At 62.6% G+C, this 19,736-nt stretch carries 12 protein-coding genes; 9 read left to right on the top strand and 3 right to left on the bottom strand.

The features are described 5' to 3' along the window. Nucleotides 1–11 precede the first annotated feature (11 nt). Together CXP40_RS13705 and CXP40_RS13710 are read left to right on the top strand one after the other, a co-directional pair. Nucleotides 12–2,570 carry a TRAP transporter permease gene (locus CXP40_RS13705; RefSeq protein ID WP_106734187.1) on the top strand — a complete coding sequence of 853 codons (2,559 nt, stop codon included), beginning with the start codon at nt 12–14 and terminating at the stop codon, nt 2,568–2,570. Between the two features lie 114 nt (nt 2,571–2,684). Beyond that, on the top strand, nt 2,685–4,193 hold the full coding sequence (locus CXP40_RS13710) for a uracil permease (protein ID WP_106734188.1): 1,509 nt from the start codon (nt 2,685–2,687) through the stop codon (nt 4,191–4,193). Nucleotide 4,194: 1 nt separating this feature from the next. Here CXP40_RS13710 and CXP40_RS13715 read toward each other — a convergent pair whose 3' ends face one another. Then, nucleotides 4,195–5,835 carry a Na/Pi cotransporter family protein gene (locus CXP40_RS13715; protein WP_106734189.1) on the bottom strand — a complete coding sequence of 547 codons (1,641 nt, stop codon included), beginning with the start codon at nt 5,833–5,835 and terminating at the stop codon, nt 4,195–4,197. An 87-nt stretch (nt 5,836–5,922) separates the two neighbouring features. Continuing rightward, nucleotides 5,923–7,053 (bottom strand): PilT/PilU family type 4a pilus ATPase, encoded by a 1,131-nt coding sequence (locus tag CXP40_RS13720; protein ID WP_106734190.1) that lies wholly within the window; start codon nt 7,051–7,053, stop codon nt 5,923–5,925. A 164-nt stretch (nt 7,054–7,217) separates the two neighbouring features. On the opposite strand from CXP40_RS13720, the gene CXP40_RS13725 reads away from it, so the two are divergent. After that, on the top strand, nt 7,218–7,982 hold the full coding sequence (locus tag CXP40_RS13725; protein WP_256579432.1) for an ABC transporter substrate-binding protein: 765 nt from the start codon (nt 7,218–7,220) through the stop codon (nt 7,980–7,982). A gap of 16 nt (nt 7,983–7,998) precedes the next feature. On the opposite strand, the gene CXP40_RS13730 is transcribed toward CXP40_RS13725, so the two are convergent. Then, nucleotides 7,999–8,865 (bottom strand): AEC family transporter, encoded by an 867-nt coding sequence (locus CXP40_RS13730; protein WP_256579442.1) that lies wholly within the window; start codon nt 8,863–8,865, stop codon nt 7,999–8,001. A gap of 107 nt (nt 8,866–8,972) precedes the next feature. Between CXP40_RS13730 and CXP40_RS13735 the strand changes: the two genes are divergently transcribed. From CXP40_RS13735 to CXP40_RS13760, 6 genes are all read left to right on the top strand, one after another. Then, the gene (locus tag CXP40_RS13735) at nt 8,973–9,377 is read left to right on the top strand and encodes a GFA family protein (protein ID WP_106734193.1); all 405 of its coding nucleotides are present in this window, start codon (nt 8,973–8,975) and stop codon (nt 9,375–9,377) included. Between the two features lie 237 nt (nt 9,378–9,614). Further along, the gene (locus CXP40_RS13740; RefSeq protein ID WP_106734194.1) at nt 9,615–10,955 is read left to right on the top strand and encodes an SrfA family protein; all 1,341 of its coding nucleotides are present in this window, start codon (nt 9,615–9,617) and stop codon (nt 10,953–10,955) included. 68 nt (nt 10,956–11,023) lie between these two features. Beyond that, complete coding sequence (locus CXP40_RS13745; protein ID WP_106734195.1) at nt 11,024–14,005, top strand: virulence factor SrfB; 2,982 nt, start codon at nt 11,024–11,026, stop codon at nt 14,003–14,005. After that, nucleotides 14,002–16,716 (top strand): putative virulence factor, encoded by a 2,715-nt coding sequence (locus CXP40_RS13750; protein ID WP_106734196.1) that lies wholly within the window; start codon nt 14,002–14,004, stop codon nt 16,714–16,716. The genes CXP40_RS13745 and CXP40_RS13750 overlap by 4 nt, the downstream gene beginning before the upstream one ends. Nucleotides 16,717–16,719: 3 nt before the next feature. After that, nucleotides 16,720–17,745, top strand: coding sequence for a hypothetical protein (locus tag CXP40_RS13755; protein WP_106734197.1), 1,026 nt, complete (start codon nt 16,720–16,722; stop codon nt 17,743–17,745). After that, nucleotides 17,742–19,730, top strand: coding sequence for a vWA domain-containing protein (locus tag CXP40_RS13760; protein WP_106734198.1), 1,989 nt, complete (start codon nt 17,742–17,744; stop codon nt 19,728–19,730). The genes CXP40_RS13755 and CXP40_RS13760 overlap by 4 nt, the downstream gene beginning before the upstream one ends. The last annotated feature ends 6 nt before the right edge of the window (nt 19,731–19,736 follow it).

Here is a 19,736-nt window from a genome sequence, read left to right on the forward strand (position 1 = left end):
AGGTTCGCCCCATGCATGACAAGCAACTTTCCACCGAGGAACTGATCGCCCAGGATGTCGGCGCGCGTATGCCCGTCGGCCCGATGGCTCAGGTGATCACCGGCCTTGCCTTGCTCTGGTCGCTGTTCCAATTGTGGATCGCCTCACCACTGCCGTTCATCTTCGGCGTTGGTGTACTTAACGATACCCAGACCCGCGCCATTCACCTGGCGTTCGCCCTGCTGCTGGCCTTCCTCGCCTATCCGGCATTCAAAAGATCGCCACGTGATCGCGTACCGCTGTTGGATATCGGCCTTGGCCTCGTGGCTGCAGCCACTGCCGCCTATCTGTTCATCTTCTACCAGCAGTTGGCCCTGCGCCCTGGCAGCCTGACCACGGGCGACCTGGTCACTGCCTGCATCGGTATCCCGCTGCTGCTGGAAGCCACGCGCCGTGCACTTGGCCCACCTCTGGCGATCATCGCCCTGGTGTTTCTCGTCTACAGTCTGGCCGGCCCCTACATGCCTGGCCTGCTGGCGCATCGCGGGGTCAGCTTCAACGCGCTGGCCAACCACCAGTGGATTACCACCGAGGGCGTGTTCGGTATCGCCCTGGGCGTATCCACCAGCTTCGTGTTCCTCTTCGTATTGTTCGGCGCGTTGCTCGAGCGAGCCGGCGCTGGCCATTACTTCATCCAACTGGCGTTCAGCCTGCTCGGCCACTTCCGTGGTGGCCCGGCCAAGGCAGCGGTGCTGGCTTCCGGCCTGACCGGGATGATCTCCGGCTCGTCGATTGCTAACGTGGTGACTACCGGCACCTTCACCATTCCGATGATGAAGCGCACCGGCTTCTCCTCGGAGAAGGCCGGCGCGGTCGAAGTGGCCTCCTCGGTCAACGGCCAGATCATGCCGCCGGTGATGGGGGCTGCGGCCTTCCTGATGGTCGAATACATCGGCATGCCCTATGTCGAGATCATCAAGCATGCCTTTCTGCCTGCCGCGATTTCCTACATCGCATTGCTCTACATCGTCCATCTCGAGGCGCTCAAGCTCGGCCTGCAACCCATTGGCGGCCATCAGCCCAAGCCCTGGCTGCGTCGCCTGACCGGCTTCGCCTTCGGTGCAGCGCTGATCAGTGGCCTGTCGCTGGCGGTCTATTACGGCCTCGGCTGGCTCAAGCCGGCGCTCGGCGAATATGCCCTGCCGGTGATCGGCGTTCTGCTCGCGGTGGTCTACCTGGCGCTGTTGAAAGTCGCCGCCAGCGTGCCGGTACTGCCGCCGGAAGACCCCAACGCGCCGCTGGAAGAACTGCCGCAGACCCGCGCGGTACTGCTCTCGGGCCTGCATTTCCTGCTGCCGGTGGTGGTGCTGGTCTGGTGCCTGATGATCGAGCGCCTGTCCCCCGGCCTGTCGGCCTTCTGGGGCAGCGTGATGCTGATCATCATCCTGCTCACCCAGCGCCCGCTGCTGAGCTGGATGCGCCGCGATGGCAGCCATGACCACGGCACCTTTATCGATGGCGTGGTCGACTTGCGCGAAGGCCTGATCGCTGGCGCCCGCAACATGATCGGCATCGGTATCGCCACGGCGGCGGCGGGTGTCATCGTCGGTGCGGTTTCGCAGACGGGTGTGGGCCTGGTGTTGGCCGACCTGGTCGAACTGCTGTCGATGGGCAACCTGCTGCTGATGCTGATCCTGGTGGCAGTGTTCAGCCTGATCCTCGGCATGGGCCTGCCGACCACCGCCAACTACATCGTGGTGTCCAGCTTGCTGGCGCCGGTGGTGGTGGCGCTGGGGCAGCAGAACGGCTTGATCGTGCCGCTGATCGCGGTGCACCTGTTCGTCTTCTACTTCGGCATCATGGCCGACGTGACCCCGCCGGTGGGGTTGGCCTCGTTCGCCGCGGCTGCGGTGTCCAAAGGCGACCCGATCAAGACCGGTATCGTGGCGTTCTTCTACAGCCTGCGCACCGCCGCGCTGCCGTTCCTGTTCATCTTCAACACCGACCTGCTGCTGATCGACGTGGACTTCTGGCATGGCGTGCTGATCTTCATCGTGGCGACCGTCGCCATGTTGATATTCGCTGCCGGCACCCAGGGTTTCTTCTTGGTGCGCAGCCGCCTGTACGAGAGCCTGCTGCTGCTGTTGGTGGCGTTCACCCTGTTCCGTCCCGGCTTCTGGATGGACATGCTGCACGATCCCTATCAGGAGGTGCCGCCGGCCGAGCTGGCGCAAGCGCTCGATGGGGTAGAGGACGGCAGCTCGCTGCGCCTGCGCATTCTTGGCGAGAACGCCGTGGGCGACCCGCGTGAGTTCACCGTGCTGCTGCCGGTGCCGGACGGCGCTTCGGGCCAGGCGCGCCTGGAGAAGCTCGGCCTGAACCTCTACGAGGAAGGCGACAAGGTGCTGGTGGACAGCGTCACCTTCGGCAGTATCGCAGCCGATGCAGGCCTCGAGTTCGACCAGCAGATCCTCAGCGTGCGGGCACCGACCGACCGCTGGATCAAGGAACTGATGTGGATTCCGGGCTTCCTGCTGTTCGGTCTGGTCGTGCTGCTTCAGCGCCGTCGTCTGGTCGCGCAGCGCACATAGCGCGCGTCTCGACCTCCAACAAGGCAGCTTCGGCTGCCTTGTTCGTTTATGCCCCGGCGACGGGTTGCTAGACTCGCCGACCTGATCATTCAGACAACAAGGACTCAGCCAGTCATGTCGACGCCACGCGTGCACTATCCCTGGTACAAGAAGGAAGACACCGACGCCTTTTTCGCCCTGTTCCAGAACAACATCGCCAACTTCGTGATCATCGCCATCAGCATGCTGGGCATGGGCTTTCCCGCCGAGATCGTGTTCGGTCAGGTGTTGCCTGGCGCGGCGGTGGCGGTGATGGCTGGCAACTTCTACTACGCCTTTAGTGCCGCGCGCCTGGCACGCAAGGAGAACCGTGCCGACGTCACTGCGCTGTCCTACGGCATCAGCACGCCGGTGATGTTCGTCTTCCTGTTCGGCGTGCTGCTGCCGGCGAAAAACCTCACTGGCGATGCAGAACTGGCGTGGAAGGTGGCGGTGGCTGCCTGCTTCATCAGTGGCCTGATCGAGGCAGCTATCAGCCTGATCGGCAACTGGGTGCAGCGTCATCTGCCGCGTGCGGCCATGCTCGGCGCGGTGGCCGGGGTGGCACTGACCTTCATCGCCGGGGAAATGCTGTTCAAGACCCTGGAAATTCCGGTGATCGGCCTGCTCGTACTGGCTATTACCATCGTCGGCCTGGTGGCGCGGGTGAGCATGCCGTTCCGCCTGCCTGCCTCGCTGTTCGCCATCGTCGTCGGCACCGCGCTGGCCTACCTGATCGGCGCGGCTGATAACGGCAAGTTCAGCGATGCCTTCACCCACCTGGGTTTCTACCCGCTGCTGCCCAACTTGGCCTGGTACGAAGGCCTGGGTCTGCTGTTCACCAGCCTGCTGGCGCTGATGACGGTAATCCTGCCGATCACCCTGTACAACGCCATCGAGACCATGAACAACGTCGAGGCCATGAGCGCCGCCGGTGACAGCTACAGCGTGCGCGAATGCCAGGCAGTAGATGGACTTGGCACCTCGCTCGGGGCACTGTTCGGCGGCGTGTTCCCGACCACCGTTTACATCGCCACCGTGGGTTCGAAGTGGATGGGTGCCGGGCGTGGTTACAGCCTGCTCAATGGCGCGGTGTACGGCTTGGCGACCATGTTCGGTCTGATCGCCTTCATCGCCGCGCTGATTCCGGTATCGGTGGTGGCGCCCATCCTGGTGTTCGTCGGCATGTCGATGATCGCCACTGCGTTCAACAGCAACCACGCCCGTTACTACCCGGCAGTGGCGCTGGCAATGCTGCCTTACTTCGCCAACTACCTGGCGACGCGCTTCAATCGTGGCGCACCCGAAGTGGTCGAGGGCATTTCCAGCGCCATCGGCGCGCTGGGGCAGGGCGCCATGTTCAGCGCCATCCTGCTGGGCGCGATGTGCGTGGCGGTGATCGATCGCCAGTTCCGCCAGGCCACCACCTTCGCTCTGGTGGCGGCGGCCATGGCCTTCGTTGGCCTGATGCACGCGCCGAAGCTGGCGTGGTACGCCGCGCCAGACTTCGTTCACGGCTACCTGTTGATGGCGCTGTTCTTCGCCTGGTACGCCTGGCGCGGCGTCGAGCCGGCCGAGCCCGAGCGCGTCACCGGCGCCGACTGAGTCACTCGCCGCCTTCGAGCTTGAGGGCGCCGGTCTCGCCGCCCTCGAGCACCACGTAGGCGCTGGCGCAGAACAGCGAGTTGAGCCGCTTCATGTCGGCGATCAGCTCCAGGTGCAGGGAGCTGGTTTCGATGCTCTGCACCACTTGACGCTGCAGGCGGCCGATATGGGCGTGGGCCAGGCGTCGCTCCTGCGCGCGGAAGCGGCGCTTCTCGCGCAGCAGCTGGCTGGCGCTGGCATGGTCGGCGCTGAGGAACACGTTCAGGCCCAGGCGCAGGTTGGCTGTCAGCTGCCCATGCAGACTACTCAGTTCCTCCAGCCCCTTCTCGGAGAAGGCCCGGCGTTGCGCGGTCTTCTCGCTCTGGATCTTGCCGAGCATGCGTTCGATCAGGTCGCCGGCTTGCTCCAGGTTCACCGCCAGTTCGAGAATCTCCGCCCAGCGCCGGCTGTCATGTTCGCTCAGTGCCTCTCGCGGGATCTGCGCCAGGTACAACTTGACCGCCCGGCACAGGCTGGCGACATCGTCATTGAGGCTGCGCAGCTCCTTGTTCAGCGCCGGTTGGTTCTGCTCCAGCACTGGTAGCAGACGGTTGAGCATGGCTTCGATCTTGTCGCCCACGCGCAGGGTTTCACGCACGGCATTGGCCAGCGCCAGGCTCGGTGTGGCCAACGCCGTTGGGTCGAGGTGGCGTGGCCGGGCGATGCCGCTATCGTCGGCTCGGTCCGGCAGCAGCCAGTTGCAGAAGCGCGCCATCAGTCCGACGCTGGGCAACATCAGCACCGCGCGCAGGCTGTTGTAGAGCAGGTGGAAAAAGATCACCAGCTCCGCCGGGCGCCAGTTCAGGCTGTCCAGCCAATCGGCCAGTGGTTGCAGCACGGGCAGTACCAGCAACAGCCCGATCAGCTTGTAGATCAGGCTGCCCAGTGCCACGCGGCGCCCGGCCGGGTTCTGCAGACTGCTGGTAAGAAAGGCCAGCAGGCCGCTGCCGATATTGGCGCCAATCACCAGCCCAATGGCCACCGGCAGGCTGATCAGCCCAGCGCCAGCCAGGGTCGCGGTGAGCAACACCGCTGCCAGGCTGGAATAGGTGAGCAGGGCGAACATCGCGCCGACCAGAGCATCGAGCAGCAGGTCGCCGGTCAACGATGCGAACAGCACGCGAATGCCACGTGCCTCGGTGATCGGCGTGGCGGCGGCAACGATCAACTCCAACGCCAGCAGCATCAGCCCGAGGCCTATGGCCACGCGGCCGAGTTGTCCTGCTCGGGTCTGCCGTCGCGAGAGAAAGAAGATCACCCCGAGGAAGATCAGCAGCGGGCTGAGCCAGCTTAGGTCGAGGGTCAGTACGCGTGCCATCAGCGCGGTGCCGACGTCGGCACCGAGCATGATCGCCAGCCCCGGCGCCAATGCCATCAGGCCCTGAGCGACGAAGGAGGTGACCAGCAGCGCGGTGGCGTTGCTGCTCTGCACCAGCGCCGTGACGCCGATGCCCGCGACGAACGCCAGCGGCCGACGACCGATGTTGTGACTGAGCACCTTGCGCAGTTGTGAACCAAACACGCGCAGGATGCCGGTACGTACGATGTGTGTGCCCCAGACCAACAGGGCAATGGCTGACAGCAAATGCAGCAGGGTCAGCATAAATCGGCCCCCTGAAAGACGGCCGATTAGACGTTATGGTTTCGGCCTGTATAGATGAGCATCGGCCGAAATCATTCAGAAAGCCAGTCAACCGTCGCGCAGCACCTTGAGTTCGGCGTCGTCGGCGGAAAAACCGCGCTCGAGTTTGAACTTGAGGCTGAGGTCGGTACGCGAGTCGGCGAACTTGAGCGCTTCGGCCAGGCTGATACGGCCGGCTTCGAGCAGGGCGAACAGATGCTGATCGAAGGTCTGCAAACCCTGCTCGGCGGCTCGTGCGATGGCCTCGCGCAATTCATCCAGCTCGTCGCGCTGGACCAGGTCGCGGATATAGGGCGTGCCCAGCATCAGCTCAATCGCCGCCACGCGCTTTTGCTCGACGCCCGGCACCAGGCGTTGGCCGATCACCGCGAGCAGGTTGTGCGCCACGTCGGCCAGTACCTGTTTGCGAGCGTCGTCGGGGAAGAAGCGGGCGATGCGTTCGATGGCGTGGCTGCTGCTGGTGGCATGCAGGGTGGCGACGCAGAGATGGCCTGTTTCGGCATAGTGCAGGGCGTGCTGCATGGTGGCGGCGTCGCGGATCTCGCCGAGCATGATCACGTCCGGTGCCTCTCGCAGCACGTTGCGCAGGGCGTCATCGAAGCTGTGGGTATCGAGGCCGACTTCACGCTGGTCGATGATCGAGCGTTGATGGCTGTGGAGAAACTCGATGGGGTCTTCGATGCAGACGATATGCCCGCTCTTGTGGCGATTGCGAAAATCCAGCATCGCCGCCAGGGTGGTGGACTTGCCCGAGCCGGCTGCGCCGGTGACCAGGATCAGCCCGCGGTCCTGCAGGGCCAGTTTCTCCAGCAGCTTGGGTAGACCCAGTGCTTCGAAGCCCGGTATCTCGCTCTTGATCAGCCGTACCACCATGGCCACCTCGCCGCGCTGGTAGTAGACGTTGACCCGATAACGCCCGGCGCCCTGCAGGCTGACGGCCAGATTCATCTCCAGGTCGCGTTCGAACTCGGCGATCTGCTTCTGCGTCATCAGTTGATAGGCCAGCTGCTGCACCTCACCGGCCTTCATGATGCGCTGGCCGACGGGCTGGCTATGCCCTTCGACCTTCATGTGCGGCGGCGCGCCGACGCTGAAGAACAGGTCTGAGCCGGCATGTTGATGCATCAGCTGCAGGTAGGGGAAAACATCGGGCTGGTCGTTGGCGCTGGTGTCATTCATCGGCGTGTCGCAGTCGGTTCGTGGTGCAGCAAGGATAGTCGTAGTCTTGCAATGCCTCTTGTTCCGTATCAAGAGAACCTGATGAATTGTCGCTCTATAACCGGGTTGCACTGGACAGCCTGGCTTGCGACAGCGAGAGTCAATGATCAGGGTTAGTAAGGCGCATGCACGCCAGTTATTGGAGCTTGATGGTGGGATTCTGGGGGGCGGCTCTGCTGGGCCTGCTGTTGTGCGCATCGGTGCGAGCGGAGGTGCTGCACCTGGCTACCGGCGACGACTACGCACCGTTCACCGGTAAGGCATTGCCCGGCCAAGGCATGCTTACCCAGGTGGTGCGTGCGGCATTGGCCGAGCAGGGCACGGCGATCACGCTCGACTGGCTGCCCTGGAGCCGCGGTTACCTGAAAGCCAAGCGCGGTGACTACGACGCCACCTTTCCCTACATCCGTTCTGCCGAGCGCGAGGCGGAGTTTCTCTACTCGGCGCCCATTTATGTGGCCGAACCATACATCTTCAGCCGGGCCGGTGATCACATCGAGCTCGATGATCTGCCCGCCATGATCGGCCGGCGACTCTGCTATCCGCTGGGCTGGCAGCCACCGGCGGCGATCCAGCAAATGGTCGAGCAGGGTGTGCTGCGCCGTCATTCTCCACTGGGTCTGCAGGAATGCGCACGGCTGCTGCTGCTCGAACGTGACGACCTGTTCATTGCCGACCGTAACCTGGGGGGTAGTGCTTTGCACAGTGCTGGCGCTGAACTGGCGCAGTTTCACCGGTCACGGGTGCCGTTTCAGAGCAGTACGTTGCACTTCATCGTCTCGCGGCAGCATCCGCGTGCTACCGAGTTGATCGAGCGCTTCAATCGTGGGCTCGAGGCGCTCAAGGCCCGCGGCGAATATCAGCGGCTGATCGAGAGCTACGTGGAGTAGCGCCCGTGCTGGCCAATCAGGCCAGGAACATCATGATCGCCACCAGACTGCCCGCTGCCAGCAACGTCTGCAGGGTGATTATGCCGGCCATCAACTGGCTGTCGCCACCGAGTTGGCGAGTCAGCACATAGGCCGTGGGGGCGGTGGGCAGAGCAAAGAACAGCACCAGAACCGCGCTCTCCATGGCCGGCAGGGCCAGTGCCCAGGCCACGCCCCAGGCCAGCAGCGGCATCGCCAGCAGGCGCAGGGCGCTGTTCCAGGTCAGTGCAGGAATTTCTCCGCCCAGTTGTTCCGGCTTGAGTGCCGCACCGACGCAGAGCAGGCCCAAAGGCAAGCTGGCGGCGGCGAGCAGGCTGAGCAGGCGGTCGGTGCCACCCGGCAGGCCGATGCCCGTGAGGTTGAACAGCGCACCGCCGAGGCAGGCGAGGATCAGCGGATTCTTGATGATCGGCAGCAGCAGGCTGCGCGCACTGATGCCGCGTTCGGCCGTCAGCGACCAGACCGACAACACGTTCACCGTCGGCACCATCAGGGCCAGCATCAGGGCAGCGAGCGTCAGGCCTTCCTGGCCGAACAGGCTGCCGACCGCAGCCAGGCCCAGGTAGGTGTTGAAGCGCAGAATGCCTTGAGTGAATGCGCCAAAACGCCCCGCTGGCCAGCCACGCAGGCGACGTACCAGCAGCAGCGTCAGCCAGGCGATGCCCAGACCGATTAGCACCGCCAGCGCCAGGCGCGGCAAGGCGGGGTTGTTCAACGGTGCACGAGCCAGGCTGGAGAACAGCAGGGCAGGGAACAGGATGAAGTAATTGAGGCGCTCGGCCCCCGGCCAGAAGGCCTCGCTCGGGAACTCACGCAGGCGCAGCCAGTAGCCGGCAACGATCATGGCGAACAGCGGCCACAAGGCCAGCAACAGGTCTATCACGGCAACCCCCGGTGGTGGTGAGCGCCTATCTTGGTCAGCGGCGCGGGGCAATGCAAGGCGGAGGCAGGATGAAGGCTGAACATCAGGGTGGCTGCCAGTGCGGTGCGCTGCGTTATCAGATCAATGCGCCGCTGGAGGACATCGCTCATTGCCACTGCTTGGTCTGCCGGCGGAGCACGGGCGGGATTCTCACCACCTGGGTCACCGTGCCCCGTGAGACGTTTCACTGGTTAAGCGGCACGCTGAAGGCTTTCAAGTTGTCGGCCAGTTGTACGCGTTATTTCTGTGCGGACTGCGGCGCACATCTGGCGCTGTTCACGTCGCTCAGCCCGCACACGCTGGACGTCACCGTCGCCACCTTGGACGAGCCGGAACAGGCTCCGGCGGACCGGCATATCTGGGTGGGCAGCCGGCTGCCTTGGTTGAGGGTTGATCCGCAATTGCCGGAGGAGTGGCAAGAAGAAATAGATTAGACCGCTCAACGTAGACGCTTAAACTGATGGGTTCAGAGTCAGTCGCAGATTGATTTTTGCGCCGAAAAGCATTCCCATGAAGCGATGTCTATGTCACATTTCGAAAAATTAAGTGCAGCTAACGTTTGAATACAAAAGGCTTTTTAGCCTTGCTGACTGACGCGATCTTCCAAAGTCATTAGGAATGAGCGCGCCGTAATTTCTATTTTCAGATGGCCAGGGAAAGGATGACCGCACATGCCAGGCGCATTGCTCCGCACGGGTAACCTCCAGGAATTCAAGGCGCTGGGGGTCGATGGTCAACCGGTCTACAGCGCCGCTCTGCAACTGCGCGAGGCCATTCGCCTGAAGATGGGGCGCGAAGCCTCCAGTTGCTTAGCCATTCCGCAGCCCAACGAAACCGGTGACCGTATCGATTGGTACGCGCCAGCAGAGGGCGACGTGATCCCTTGGTCGGCGGCCACGGTTGAAGAGCGCGCAGGTGCCTATGCTCAGCTCGAGGTGATGCACGCCAAACTGGGCGCTACCAGTGAAAGCATGCGTGCTGACGCGCAGAGCCGGGAAAAGCAGATATTCGGTCGCCTGCTGGAAAAAACCGTTCACTTTCCCGACAGCGACCATGTCTACCTGGTCGATGGCAAGCCCGTCATCACCTTCTGGGGGTTCACCGATCACGCGGGAACCTATGATCACGACCCGCTGTTGTGTCTGCGTCCGCCTGTGCCCAGCGCCGCGCCAGTAGCGCCGCTCGTGCCGCCCCCGCTGGCCGCCGCCGTGCCGGTTGAGGCGGTGAAGAAGTCTCGTTGGTGGCGCTGGCTGTGGCTGTTGCTCCTGCCATTGTTCCTACTGTTGTTGTTGTTCTTGCTGCGCGCCTGTGCGTCAACGGTCGAGTTGCCACTCGGCCTCGATCGTATCGATCTACCGGGATTGCCGGTGCATGAGCGTGATATTGGCCTGTTCGGTCGTGGTGGTTCGGTCGATGGTGCCGGATCGGGTGCTGCTATCGAAGGTCAACTGCCGGGCGGACAAGAGTCTCCCGCTGCCGAGCGGGAGGAGGGCGCTGCTGTACCCGACGAGTCCGAGGCTCCGGGCGAAGAACCGCCGCCGCCCGCGCCTGAGGATGCCGCCGCGGAGGAACCATCTGCCGAGCCGCCACAGGAGCAGCAGGCACCTCGCAAGCAACCGCCGGGTCGGGACGTACCACAAGACCTGAGCATTCCCCCGCAGGCACTGGAAACCGGCTCCACTGAGTTCCTCAACGGTAACTGGAAAGCGGGTGCCGGTATTCAGGATGCGCAGACCGGAAAGCCCATGCAGCTCGACTATGACTTCAAGGATGGCAAGGGGCAGGTCAAGGTGCGGCGTGGTGATGGTGTCGAGTGCTCGGGGGCGGTGAATGCCGCGATGCAGGGCGGCAAGCTGGCGATCAACAACCAGGGACAGGCTGCCTGCAACGATGGCAGTAGCTACAAGCTGCCGGAAGTCGTGTGCAGCCCCGACAGCCGTAGCGCCGCTGACTGCACGGGTAGTTATGAGAACAAGCAATTCCCCATGTCCATGAGGCAGGGCGTCCAGTAACTGGCCCTTGAAATTACAGGCGGTTACAACAGCCGCCACGACCCGAGAACAGGGCGGAAAAACGCATCATGTTTCCAGAAAAGACCGACTACGAAGATAAGATCACCCTGATCATGGGCAGCGGTGTCCAGTTCCTGGATTTTGCCGTGACCCTTGAGCTGCGCCGCGAACTACCTGGCGAGTTCGTACGCCAGCGCAACGATGGCCCGTTGGCGCGGCTGATGTTCGATGAACGCAGCAATAGCTTTTTCCATCCGGCAGCCCCGGGCAGTCCTGTGAGTCCGGCCTACAGCGTAGCGGTCGACCAGTCGGTGCGTCTGCTCAAGGGGCTCTGGCTACCCTTGCCATTCTTTCGCTTCAGCCCACCTCGGCGTTTCGACGATGGTCCGTCGAACTGGGCACGTATGCGCATCATCGAGCTCAAGGAGGGTGAGGATCCAGATGGTCATACTCACCGGGTGACCCTGGCCTTCGACACCAAGGTATTCGCCAGTCGCAGCGATACCGCTTATCTTGCGCCGACCAGTGACGACGTGCGCGCCGGCGCGGCGTTTGCCCTGGCGCACCAGGCCGACGAGATGGGCTGGTTCCTCGACCTGGCCTGGGTCGATGGCTGGCTACGCGAAGTGTTCACCGAGCAAGCACAACTGCCGCCGGTACGCATGCAGCTCGACGATATCGAAAACGAATGCCAGGAGCTCTACCACCAGGCCCACTACCTCAACCTGCTACACCTGCTCGGTACGGCGTTGCCGGTGCCGGAGCTCAAGGTGGTGTCCAACCGCGATAGCGACCTGCACAAGGCGATTCCTGTGGACATGGTGCTCGATGTCGGCAACTCGCGCACCTGTGGCATCCTGATCGAGGATCACCCGCAGGAGAACGATGGCCTGAGCAAGCGCTATGAGCTGGAACTGCGTGACCTAACCCAGCCCGAGTACGTTTACCCGGAACCATTCGAGAGCCGTATCGAGTTCGCTCAGGCGGTATTTGGCAAGGATCACTTTTCGGTGCAAAGTGGCCGTCGTGAGGCCTTCCAGTGGCCGACTATCGCCCGCATCGGTCGTGAGGCCGGACGTCTGGCGAGTCGCCGGCGTGGAACCGAAGGCTCGACCGGCCTGTCCAGCCCGAAGCGTTACCTGTGGGACGAGGACAACTACGAGCCGGGCTGGCGCTTCAACTGCGCTTACGTCAAATCCGAAAGCGAGCCGCACGCCACTGCTGCGCCAGTCGCCGGGTTGATCAACGAGAAAGGCCAGGCGCTCTACAGCCTGCCCTTCGACGAACGCATGCCGGTGTTCCACCCGCACTATTCGCGCAGTTCTTTGATGACTTTCATGCTCTGCGAAGTGCTCGGCCAGGCATTGATGCAGATAAACAGCCCGTCGCAGCGTCTGCGCATGAGCCATTCGCGCGTGCCGCGTCATTTGCGCTCAATTATCCTCACCGTGCCGCCTTCGATGCCCAAGCCCGAGCGCGAAATCTTCGCCAAGTGCATGGAGCAGGCCATCGGCCTGGTGTGGAAGAGCCTTGGCTGGCACCCGGAGGACGATCCGATCAACATCAAGGACGCCAAGAGCCGCGAGACCGCTTGGCCATTCCTGCCGGAAGTGCATGTGCAGTGGGACGAGGCCACCTGCGGCCAGGTCGTCTACCTGTTCAACGAAACGCAGAACAACTTCGCCGGTCGTCCGGAGGAGTTCTTCGCCACCATGGCGCGCCCGGATCAGCCGCACAAGGATCGTCTGACTATCGCCTCGATCGATATCGGAGGTGGTACCACCGATCTGGTAATCACCGAATATCGGCTCGATGATGGCGTGGGCAGCAACGTCTACATCACCCCGTCGCAGCGTTTTCGCGATGGTTTCAAGGTCGCCGGTGACGACATCCTGCTCGATGTGATCCGCCAGTTCGTCCTGCCGGCATTGGGCTCGGCGCTGCGCGATGCGGGTGTCGACAACCCTGATGCGCTGCTGTCCAAGCTGATCGGCAGCGAGCCCCTGGCCGTGCAGGACGCCGTGCTGCGTCAGCAACTGACTCTGCAGCTGTTCAGCCCTATCGGTTTGCGCCTGCTCAAGGCCTATGAACAGTATGACCCGCTGGATGCTGGCACCTTGGTTAGTGGCACTTTCGGCGAACTGCTTGGCGACGAGCGTCCCACCGACGATGTGCTCGACTATTTCAGCAGCGCCGTACGCCGCCAACTGGGTAACGGCAGCCAGCCGTTCGACCTGCTAGCGACAGCGCTCAATGTCAGTCTGCGGCGCATTCACGAGGCGTTCATCGGCGATCGCATGAACATCGGCAAGACCATTCAGGCGCTGTGCGAAGTTGTCCACAGCTACCCCTGCGATGTGCTCTTGCTCACTGGACGTCCGTCGCGCCTGCCTGGTGTGCAGGCGCTGTTTCGCAAGCTGCTGCCGTTGCCGCCGGGACGCATCCTGCCGCTCAACCAGTACCGCACCGGCGGCTGGTACCCGTTCAATAAGCTCGACCGTATCGAGGATCCAAAGACCACGGCCGCAGTCGGCGCCATGCTCTGTTTACTCAGCCGCAGCCTGCGGCTGCCCAACTTCTTCTTCCGTTCGGCAGCGTTCAAACCCTACTCGACGTTGAAGTTTCTTGGTCTGATCGACAATAACAACGTGATCAAGGACGGCAACGTCTACTTCCGCGATATCGATCTCGACGACCCCGAGTACGAGCTGCCCGAGCTAACCTTCGATATGCGCGGCACCATGCGCCTGGGCTTCCGCCAACTGGCCAACGAACGCTGGTCGGCAGCGCCGCTTTACATCCTCAGCATCGAGAACCAGAAGCTGCGCGAGCAGGTTGCTTCCCAGGGCTTGGTGCTCAAGGTGCGTCTGGGCATCAAGCCTTCGCGCAATCCAGCCGAAGGCAGCGAGAGCTTCGAATTTCTTGGTGCCGAGTCCAACAGTGGTTCGGTCAGCCGCTCGCACATTCGCCTGCGCCTCAACACCCTGTCCGACGCCGGGCTGGGTGAATCCCAATATTGGCTCGACAGCGGGAGCGTGTTTCGCAAATGAGTAACTCGCCTGAGCAACTGACTCGACACTGGGCTGCCATTCATACCGGTGCCGGTGAGGCGATCCGCTGGATCGGCGATGTGCGCCGCAGTGCACCACGCCTGGATAACGAAGCGGACGACCTGATCCTCAGCCTGCGTCGCGTGCGCAATACCGCCCGACGCCTGGGTGGTGTTTCCGGCCTGCCGATGACCGTGGGTTTCTTCGGCCTGTCCCAGGCCGGCAAGTCGTACCTGATCTCGACCTTGGCCGCCGGTACCAACGGCAAGCTGGAGACAGATTTCGGTGGCAGTCGTCTGGACTTCCTCACTCATGTCAATCCGCCCGGCGGAGGCAAGGAGGCCACCGGCCTGGTCACCCGTTTCAGTCGCACGGCGCGCCCTGGCCCGGCCGATTTCCCGCTGGAACTGAAGCTATTCGGTGAGGTGGAAGTGGCCAAGGTGCTGGCCAACTCCTTTTTCAATGACTTCAACACTGAGAAGGTGTCTTACCGCTTCGACGAAGCGGCTATCCGCCAACTGCTCAAGGATCTCGGCAAGCGCCGCCAGCTCAAGCCGGTGCCTGGAGTCAGCGAGGACGACGTGGTGGCCCTATGGGATTACCTGCAAGGCAGTTTCCCGGCGTCGCTGAGTGGTCTGGCTGGGTACTATTGGCCCGTTGCCGTGGAACTGGCGCCCTGGCTGGCGGTGGAGGATCGCACCCGGTTGTTCTCGATCTTCTGGGGCGAGATCAACGAGTTGAGCGAGGCCTACCAGAGCTTCGCCAGAACCCTGGGCAGCTTGGGTAACGCGGATCGCGTATTCGCTCCGCTCGATGCCCTGGTGCGGCAGACCGACAAGGGTCTGTCGCAGGCTGACAGCATCATGAACGTCGACATGCTCGAGCGCCTGGGCAAGGACAGTGACAAGCGTATCGGCGTGCGCCCGTTCATCGACGGCGAGCTGGGGGCGCCGGTCGAGCTGTCCCTGGCGCAACTGGCGGCACTCACCGTCGAGTTGGTGTTTCCGTTGGTTGAGCCTACTAGTGAGCCGCTGTTCGAGCAGGTCGACCTGCTCGATTTCCCCGGCTACCGCGGTCGCTTGTCGGTCGAGTCGCTGGACGACGTGCGTCGCGCGGTGAGCAGTGACGAAGCCAGCCCGGTGGCGCAGCTGATCCTGCGGGGCAAGGTTGCCTATTTGTTCGAGCGCTACACCGACAGCCAGGAAATGAACGTGCTGATCGTCTGTACGCCATCGAACAAGCAGTCCGACGTCACCGCTGTCGGTCCGGTACTGACCCGCTGGATCGACAAGACCCAGGGCGCCAAGCCTGAAGAGCGTGCTCTGCGTAAGCCGGGCCTGCTGTGGGCCATCACCATGTTCGACATGCGCATTGGTAGCGACTTGGACAAGGGCGAAGACCTGCTGCGCCTCGGTTGGGGTAGCGGCGGCATGATGAAGATGACCATGCTCGAACGCTTCGGCCAGTACACTTGGCTGCAGGAGTGGACGGCCGGTCAGCCCTTCGCTAACACCTTCCTGGTGCGCAAACCGCGCATGAAGGTGACCTTCCTCGACGTGCAGGCGGGTGAAGAGATCGGTATCAACGGCGCTGCCCAGGATTCGCTGGGGCTGATGCGCAGCACCTTTGTCGAGGACGAAACTGTACAGCGCCACATCAACCAGCCGCAGCTGGCCTGGGACGCGATGCTGGAGCTGAACGATGGCGGCATGGGCCGTATCAGCCAGTACCTGCGTGGCGTGGCGCTGTGCGAGGTCAAGCTGGGGCGTATTCGTGAACAGCTCGATGATGTATTACATCTGCTGGAAAACCGGCTTGGCCATTGGTATCAGGCAGAAGGCGCTGGCGAGCTGGAGAAGAAGCGCAAGATCGCCAAGCAGATCTTCGACGCGGTCTGGCCGCGCCGCATTCTGCTGGGTGAACTGTTGCAGAGAATGCAATTGCCAGACGATCTGGTTCGGGGTCTATACCTGCGCGCCGATGATGAAGAAGCTACTGCTTTGGTGAGCGATAGTGGAGGCAGCGGTGTTGTCAGCGGGGGGGCGCTCAACCTGGGGGATGACCTGGGTCACGACGATGGTTTTGATCTGTTCGGCGACAATGAGTCGGCACCTCTCTCGTCGAGCAATGCCTTACCGCTGCGCTCCAGTGGTAGCGATGCACGTTTCGCCCAGGCCGTACTGCGTGAGTGGATAAGCCACCTGCGCCACCTGCCTGAAGACATGCGCCTGATGACCTATCTGGGGTTCTCCAAACCTGCGGTCGAGGCTCTGGTTGATGAGCTCATCACCGGCGCCAGTCGCCTCGACCTGCAAACACGCCTGCTGCAGGCCATCGTCAGTACCGAGCAGATTGGTACCAAGCGCGAGCAACTGGCCGGACGCCAGGTACTCACCGCGAAAACCGTGCTGGGCGATTTCATCGGCTGGCTAGGGTTCATCGAGTCACCGCAGGAGCAGCGTCCCGACAGCCGCATCGAGCGTGGCGCCAAGCTATTCCAGGCGCCGCCGGTTATCTTCCCCGGCAAGTTGCCGGAACTGCCGGCGCAACCCCTGGAACACACGCGCAACTATGTCGGCGACTGGCTGGTGGCGTTGGCCAAGATCGCTGAAGACAATGCCGGTCACAGTGCCGGCCGAGAAATCACACCGGAGCAGAACGAGGCGCTGGGCAAGGTGCTCGCCACTCTGCATGCGGATCGGACGGAATAAGTCATGCTGAGAATCGAACTGAAGGCTGCGCAGAGCGGCCAACCGGGTCATGGAGAGCTGACCGTACATGGTTGGCAGGAGGGGAGTGACGCCCTCGAACTGACCGTGCAGCGCAATCAGGATGGCCGCTACCTCGGTGAAAACGGCGAATGGGATACGAGCCCATCCTGGCACGCGCTCGATGGCTTGCATCTGGTCGATGAAAAACTCAGTGGCGAGGTCGGCCCCTGGCTGATCGACCCACTGATGCTCGATCCTCAGATGGCCTACATGCTGCAACTGCGTAACGAGGACGGCAGCGACAAAGGGGTGCTGCGCATCCTTGGCACCATTCTGTCCTCCAAGGCCGCGGGCAACTCGACGCATGACGAGAAGAAGGTTGAGCGCAAGGCCGAGCCCGAGCAGGACATCGTACCGGTTGTTCCAGAAGTACTGCCCGAGCCACCTGCGCCTGCGTCTGAGGTGATTTCAGCACCCGTGTCCGAGCCCTTGGTTGTCGAAGCGCCGTCTGCTCCACCACCTCAGATCCCGGTGGCAAAGAAAGGCAGCAAGCTGCCACTGATCTTGGTCACCGTACTGCTCATCCTGGCCCTGGCAGTTGCGGCCTGGTGGTTCCTGCTGCGTGCGCCGTCGACCGATATCACCCCAAGCGACACGCCGGCTCCAGTGGTAGGGGCGATGGCCGGGTGCAGTGCGCAAGCCCTGTCTGATGCCAGGGAGGATTTATCTTTCATCCAGGCCTGCCTGAAGTCCAATCCATCCAGCGAACAGGTGCTGGAGGTGATTGCCGTTGCCAAGGATGCCAAGCGCTGTGGCGTGGTGCAGCGTCTGTATGCGCACAAGGCGCAGTCGGGCGATGCCGCCATTGCCTATGCCTATGCCCGCGAGTACGACCCGGCGCATTACTCCAGCGGTGGTTGCATCGAGGCGGCTGACGCTGAAACCGCGATGTATTGGTACGAGATTGCTGTGAACAACGATCCGGACAATCAGGATGCCAGCCAGCGGCTGGAGGAGCTGAAGAAATGACCATGCTCACCGCCCCAGGCGCCAAGCTGTTGTTTGCCGGCCTGCTGCTGAGCGCAGCAGCGCCACTGATGGCGGCAGACAAACCGCTGCTGCAGGAAGGCAAGAAGACCCTCTACCAGCGCGTGCTGACCACGCCGACCTGCCAGCTTGGCGATAGTGCTGGCGCTAGTGGCGGTAAGATGCAGCCAGCATTCACCCGCTTTTACGTATACCAGCGTGAGCAGGCCGGCAACGCCGAGTGGCTGAAGGTCGGCCCTGACAGCTATGGCAAGACCGTCGGCTGGATCAAGGGCGACTGCGCCGTACCGTGGAAAATGCAGATGACCCTGGCGCTGACCAACCCGGCTGGTCGTGATCCGCTGCTGTTCTTCCGTGACAAGGACAGCCTCGAACAGCTCTTTGCCAAGGACGACCCGGCGCCACTGCTCAAGCCGATTCTGGCCAACATGAAGGCCAAGGGCCGTGATCCGGCTGTGGTTGCCCGCGAGCCGGATTACGCGGTGGATCTGGCGAAGAGCTTCTATCTGTTGCCGGTGCTGGAAGCAGAGGAAACATTCACCGAGAAGGGTTTCCAGGTGCGCCTGCTCAACGTCGCTTCGGTGAGTGCGGCGGAGTCGGCCGACAAGCAGAGCGCGGACAAAAACGCCAAGGCCGATGCCAATACGCTCAAGGGGTTCAGCGCCGCCGTGGTGTTCGTCATCGACTCGACCATTTCCATGGGGCCGTACATCGACCGTACCCGTGAGGCGGTAAAGCGTATCTACGACCACGTCGAGCAGGAAAAGCTGCTGGATCAGGTCAAGTTCGGTTTAGTCGCCTACCGCTCCAGCACCAAGGAAGTGCCCAAGCTTGAATACGTCAGCAAGATGTACGTCGACCCGAGCACGGTCAAGGACGGTAAAGACTTCCTGGCCAAGGTCGCCGAGCTCAAACCGGCGACTGCGTCCAGCAGCAGTTACGACGAAGACACCTACGCCGGCGTGATGCAGGCGCTGGATCAGGTCAAATGGAATGAGTTCGGTGCACGCTACATCGTACTGGTTACCGATGCGGGCGCAGTCGATGGTGACAGCAAGCTGTCGTCCACTGGCCTGAACGCCGACCAGGTGCGCCTGGAGGCCAAGTACCGTGGCGTGGCGATCTACAGCCTGCACCTGAAGACCCCGAGCGGTTCGAAGAACCATGCTTCGGCCGAGGCGCAGTACACGGATTTGTCGACCAACGCTTTCCTCAATAAGCCGTTGTACTACCCGGTGGATGCCGGAAACGTCGAGAGCTTCGGCAAAATGGTCGACAGCCTTGGTGATGCCATCACTGCACAGGTCAAGGCGGCCTATCGCGGCGACATGGCGGCTGGTAGCGCGCTGGGTGCCGATGCGGAGTACGCCAAGGCGAAATCCGGCAAAGGTGGCGATGCCGCTTTGGCCGAGGATGCCGAGTTGCTCGGACACGCCATGCGTCTGGCCTACCTCGGCGAAAAGACCGGCGCCAGTGCGCCGCCGGTGTTTCAGGCGTGGATCAGTGACCGTGACTTCGTGCGTCAGGATGTACCCACTACCGACGTGCGTGTGCTGATGACCAAGAGCCAGCTCAGCGACCTTAGCGATGTGGTCAAGCAGATCGCCGATGCGGCTAACGAAGGCCTGATCTCGCCCAGCGACATGTTCGAGCGCCTGCGCTCGGTGGCCGCGACCATGGGCAAGGATCCCAACCAGCTCAAGGACAAGACCATCAAGGTCGCCGACATGGGCCTGATGGCCGAATACCTCGATGGCCTGCCATATCTCAGCGAGGTGCTCAGTCTCGACGAGGAAACCTGGAAAGGTATGGAGGGGCTCGAGCAGGAGAAATTCATTCGGCGCCTGAACACCAAGCTCAAGTACTACCAACGCTACAACGCCGATGCCGACCGCTGGGTATCCCTGGCGCCGGGCAGTGACCCACGCGAGCACGTTTACCCGGTGCCGCTGGAGGCTTTGCCTTAGGACTTG

Origin of the sequence: Pseudomonas sp. YY-1 (genome assembly GCF_002843095.1) — a bacterium.
Lineage (GTDB): Bacteria > Pseudomonadota > Gammaproteobacteria > Pseudomonadales > Pseudomonadaceae > Aquipseudomonas > Aquipseudomonas sediminis_A.